Origin of the sequence: Paenibacillus sp. P22, assembly GCF_000469945.2 — a bacterium.
Lineage (GTDB): Bacteria > Bacillota > Bacilli > Paenibacillales > Paenibacillaceae > Paenibacillus_O > Paenibacillus_O humicus.
This window is the reverse complement of record NZ_CBRA020000284.1, coordinates 1-4,548: the sequence shown is the minus strand read 5'-3', so window position 1 is coordinate 4,548 and position 4,548 is coordinate 1. Positions and strand designations below refer to the sequence as shown.

At 58.0% G+C, this 4,548-nt stretch carries 2 protein-coding genes; both read right to left on the bottom strand.

The features are described 5' to 3' along the window. Positions 1-387: 387 nt before the first annotated feature. Positions 388-2,415, bottom strand: coding sequence for an ABC transporter ATP-binding protein (locus BN871_RS25825; RefSeq protein ID WP_048750022.1), 2,028 nt, complete (start codon positions 2,413-2,415; stop codon positions 388-390). A gap of 21 nt (positions 2,416-2,436) precedes the next feature. After that, positions 2,437-4,182 carry an ABC transporter ATP-binding protein gene (locus BN871_RS25820; protein ID WP_048750020.1) on the bottom strand — a complete coding sequence of 582 codons (1,746 nt, stop codon included), beginning with the start codon at positions 4,180-4,182 and terminating at the stop codon, positions 2,437-2,439. Between the last annotated feature and the right edge of the window lie 366 nt (positions 4,183-4,548).

Here is a 4,548-nt window from a genome sequence, read left to right as displayed (position 1 = left end):
TTCGGTAAAAGCTTCTGRATWCAGKTRCGATCGCCGGTACTGCTTGTCCGTTTTTCGCGTCCGTGCCGTGTATCTCTCGGCCGGAATTAGAATATACCATGGACACCTACGATTGCGCAACCCCTTTTTTTAAAAAAAAGACGAAAAGCTTTTAAATTATATCCCGCTTTCCATTCATTTATCCAATTCAAGATTCGAAATCCATCTCCTTGGAATCCATATTGCCCCTTCTTCATTAGTTGCCGAGGTCTGTGCAGCAGAAGCTCCAGTCCTTGTACTTGCCGGCTTCAAGCGCTCTGCCGAGCTTTAAAACGGCATTAAAAAAAGGGGCAGCGCCCCTTTTGAATGAAAACACCTTCTATTCGAAAACTTCTATAAGAAAAGACCTCAGGATACCTGCGCCGAAGCCGGGCTTCCCGACTGCAGCTGATACATGGCGTAGTACTTGCCGCCCTGCTGCATGAGGCTATCGTGATTGCCGCGTTCGACGATGCGTCCGCGGTCCAGCACGAGGATCTGATCGGCTTCCCTTATGGTAGAGAGACGATGCGCGATGACAAACGTCGTGCGGCCTTGGCTGAGTACGCCAAGGGCCTTCTGGATGACCGCCTCGGTCTCGGTATCGATGCTCGCCGTCGCTTCATCCAGAATGAGGATGGCGGGATTGTAGGCAAGCGCGCGGGCGAACGATATCAGCTGGCGCTGTCCGGCAGACAGCGTGCTGCCCTTCTCGATGACGGGCTCGTCGATGCCATGCGGCAGACGCATGAACATCTCGTACGCGCCTACGTCGCGCAGCGCCTGCACGACCTGCTCCCGCGTAACGTCCGGGTTGCCCAGGCTGACATTGGAAGCGATCGTGCCGGTGAAGAGGAACGGATCCTGCAGCACGATGCCCATATGCTGGCGCAGCTGCTGCTTCGGAACGTCGCGGACGTCCATTCCGTCGATCGTAATCCGGCCATGCTCGATATCATAGAACCGGAACAGCAGGTTGAGGATGGAGCTTTTGCCCGAGCCGGTATGCCCGACGAGGGCGACCGTCTGTCCCTGCGCGGCGGTAAAGGAAATGTTGCGCAGAACGTTCTCGTCTTTTTTGTAGGCGAAAGTCACGTCCTCGAAAGCGACTTCTCCTCGATAGCGGGGCATTGAACCGGTGGAAACCTCCGTTCCCGGTTCGTCCATCAGCTCGAACACCCGTCCGGCCGATATCCTTGCCGTCTCCAGATTGGTGAGCTGGTTCACGATGCCCACGATCGGCTGGAACATGCGGTTCATGTAATCGATGAAGGCGTACATGATGCCCACGGTTACGGCCGCTCCAAGCTCCCCTCCCCAGAACATCCAGATGACGGCCAGGAAGATCAGGTTCCGCACGACGTTCACAAGGTTGTGTGAGGTCCACGAATTCAGCTTGAGCAGCTTGATCTGGAAGGAGTAGAACTCATCGTTCATTTCCTTGAACTCCTGCGCCGTGCTGCGCTCGCGGCGGAAGACTCGGATGATGCTCATCCCCTGGATCGATTCATTGATCATGGCGTTGATGTCGCTGAGCTTCGCGCGGATGACGCTGTTGTAGCGGCCGGCCAGGCGGCGGTAGAAGACGATCCAGATGAAGAGGATCGGAAACACCGGTATGGCGAACCAGGCTACGGTAGGGCTGAGAATGAACAAGGCGCCCAGAATCGCCGCCATATAGACGATGCCCGAGAAGAAGTTGGCCAGCACGGCGACGAACAGCTCCCGGATCGATTCCGTGTCGTTCGTAATTCTCGACACGACCTTGCCTGCGGGCAGATTGTCGAAATACTGGACCGGAAGACGCTGCGTATGGGCGAATACATCCTCGCGCATGCGCTGTACGATGCGGTTCGCAGTCGTCTGCAGCAGCAGCTTTTGGCCGTAGGTGAAGATGGCTGCGATGACCAGCAGGCCGAAGTAAGCGGCAGCAAGCACGAGAAGCGGATTCAGCTCCGGCTTGTAGAACGCATAGACTTCATCGCGGGACATGCTGGCGGCGGGATAAGCGTGCTTGCTCCCGTCTGCCGAAGTCAGCAGGAGCTCGCCGTTTTCCACTTTGCGCTTGCCTTCCGGCAGCGTTCCTTCGATCGCGTAGAACTTGCTGCCTTCCTGCACGATGTTCAGCTGCGGGCCGCTGCTCTTGAGGCTGTCCGCACGGTCGGAGCGGACGTACAGGCTCCCGTTGTAGGGGACGCTCCCGTCTGCCGCCGATTCCACGGAAATCCAAGGCTTCTCGATGCCGAGGATATTGTTGTCGATCATTCGCTTTGCGAGCAGCGGACCGACCATTTCGGCGCAGACCGCGAAGGTGAGCAGAATAAGGGCTAACACGATTTGTTTTTTAAATAGGAGGGCGTACTGCAGCAGCCGCTTGCCTGTTTTCGGTTGATTCACTTGTTTTCACCTTCTTTGCGATTATGATTCAACGAATGCTTCGAGCTGCTGCCGATCGTATTGCTCCCGGTACCAGCCGCCTTGCTGCAGCAGCTGCTCATGGGTGCCTTCCTCCACGATCCTGCCGTTCTCCATAACGAGAATCAGATCGGCGTGCTGGACGGCCGACAGCCTGTGCGTCGTAATGATGGTCGTTTTGCCTGCCCGCTCCGTGCGGATGCCCTCGATGATCTCGGCCTCCGTCTTCGCATCGACGGCCGATAGGGCATCGTCGAGAAGCAGGATTTCCGGATCGGCGATGAGCGCCCGGGCAATGCTGACGCGCTGCTTCTGCCCTCCGGAGAGGGCGACGCCCTTCTCGCCGACGAGCGTTTCCAGGCCATCGGGCAGGAACAGCACATCCTTGGCAAAGGACGCGCGGACGAGCGCACGCTCCAAATCCTCCTCCGTCGCCCCATGGGCACCGAACAGGATATTCTCGCGGATCGTTCGGGAGAACAGGATCGGCTGCTGCGGCACATAGCCGAACCAGCCCAGAAGGCGGTCAAGCGGTATTCGATCGATGGAGACTCCGCTCACGGCCACTTCTCCGGCGCCTGCCGGATATTCCCGGATGAGCTGCTTCAGAACCGTCGTTTTGCCGCTTCCCGTGCGCCCGACGATGCCCAGCGTCCCGCCGCGAGGCAGCCGGAAGCTGACGTTCGAGAGGTTATCCTCCTTGGAGGACGGATAGCGGAACGTGACGTCGGAAAACATGATTTCGCCCGGCTGCTCCACTTGGACGAGGTCGCCTTTGTCCTCGACGTCCGCAGGCGTGTGCAGCGTTTCCTCCACGCGGTCGAGCGAGGCGCTGCCCCGCTGCATGACGTTGATCAGCTCGCCGATGGCGAACATCGGCCAGATCAGCATGCCGAGGAAGATATTGAAGGAAATGAGATCGCCCAGCGTGATTTCGCCCTGAAATACGAGTACTCCGCCATAAACAAGGCCGATAATGTAGCTCAGTCCGACCAGGATCTTGTTCACCGGCTCGAACAGAGCGTCGACGCGCGCGACCGCGATGTTGCGGCGGAGAACTTCGTTCGTCTTGGCATGGAACCGGTCCCGGTCCGCCTCTTCCTGCACATAGGCGCGGACGACGCGTACGCCGGATACGGATTCAAGCACTTCGTCATTGAGCTCCCCGAAGGCGTCCTGCGCCTTGATGAAGCGGTCATGGATCATGCGGCCGAAGACGGCCATCAGCAGCGCGATGATCGGCAGCGGCAGCAGAGCTGCCAGCGTCAGCTTCCAGCTGATCAGGAATACCATCATGCCGAGCAGCGTCAGCATCCACACCGTGGAATCCACCAGCGTCAGGATACCGAAGCCGGCCGTCATCGAGATCGCCCACAGATCGTTCGTCGAGCGGGCCATAAGGTCTCCCGTCCGGTTGCGCTCATAGAAAGTCGGGGTCATTCTCATGAACTGGCCCATCAGTTTGCCCCGAAGCAGCCGCTCCAGCACGTTGGCTCCGCCGAACAGGCGGGACATCCAGCCGTACGTGATGAGATAGCTGGATATCGTGATGGCCAGCCAGCCTCCCACGATCCAGTAAAAGGTCGAATCCGCAAGCCTTCCCTGGCTGATTCCATCAATGGTGTAACCGAGCAGACGAGGAGGAATCACCTCCAGAAAGCCGACGAAGATCAACAACCCGACAGCCAGAGAGTAGCGCCGCCACTCCATCTTGAAATACCAGCCCAGCTTGCCTATTACACTGAACATTGGACACCTCCCCAATCCTTTGAGCCTTTAAGGGCCGCTTTAGGCTCGAGCCGCAATCCGCTCTTACCCGCAGTGCCTGAACAAGCTCTGTCATTTTCTCTCTCCAGCGTGATGCAAAGTGCCCGATGTCCATCAAAAAAGGCGCGCCGCCTGTAAGCGGTGCGCCCTGCATTTCGCCGACGGATGCCCGTAGGCAAGGAGATAAGGAATCCTTGCCGCGGCGGCCATTCCGGTCGCGGAACGTATAGAGGCGCATGATTACAGGAACGTAACCGTGCGCCTGATGATTAACGGATCATCAGCGAGGCATCGGATTACGCTTGGTGCGAGCATCGTCAGGTTTGATCATTGCAAGTGCCATGCTTC

Excerpts from the sequence above, each read along its gene's own strand:
- BN871_RS25820 (WP_048750020.1), bottom strand. The coding sequence starts at position 4,182 with ATGTTCAGTGTAATAGGCAAGCTGGGCTGGTATTTCAAGATGGAGTGG.